The sequence below is a fragment of the Pseudomonas sp. P5_B2 genome, from assembly GCF_056400445.1.
Window position 1 is genome coordinate 1 of record NZ_JBFULH010001287.1, and the last position, 753, is coordinate 753.

The window sequence follows — 753 nt, forward strand, 5'->3', positions numbered from 1 at the left end:
ATTTTCGCCTCCATCCCTTAATGTCTGGCGAACGTGGCGGCGAGAATACCAGCGATGCATTAGTGATTCACTACTGCGAAAGGTTGATTGTGTTCGGTCGGCAGGACGCCGTGAGGGTTTTGCGCAAAACTTCCTCTGGAGGCCGCGAGTTTCCATTTGCATAAGCACAAAAAAGCGGGTGTTTTGCCACACTTTGAAGTAGTTGTATTCTTTTAAAAACAATAGGTTAAGCTGCAGCAGCCCCCAGTATGGGGTGCAAGGGACGAGCGTGGCGCTATTGGCTGTTTGTTGCCTTCGCGAAGCGCTGCAGTCGACCCAAAGTTGCCCTGTCGCATCAGGTTGAATTCTACCGTCCACAAACGGTCGGTCACTGGTCGTCAAATTCTGGGAGTCGGATGCCTGTTACGCGGAAATAGTCGGTGATCGAACCTCACTGCTGAGGTCCTGCACCAACTGGATCACCTTATGGCGAAGTAGCCAGTGCCATGGCGTCCATCGAGCGGGCCGGAATTACAAAACTGTCGGTGATTACGGCGAAGTAGTTGATCGGTGGCTAGAGGCGTAACGTTCTTCGGGAGGCGATCCAATGAAGAACAAGAATTCAGTCTCTCAGCAGATCGACCCGCATGTTCCAGGGAATGGAACATGCGGATGGAGTGATCGGTGGCCATGGCTATTCGATGCCGTTAACTTCGAGCTTATGCAGCGCCTCCTCGGTCCCTCCAGTGAGAAAGCCAATTCCATGCACATCGC

1 pseudogene is annotated in these 753 nt (G+C 52.7%); it reads left to right on the plus strand.

What is annotated here, in order from left to right:
* Nucleotides 1-446: 446 nt before the first annotated feature.
* Nucleotides 447-542, plus strand: a pseudogene (locus tag AC1DRJ_RS30785) (ExbD/TolR family protein); the annotation flags it as partial.
* Between the last annotated feature and the right edge of the window lie 211 nt (nucleotides 543-753).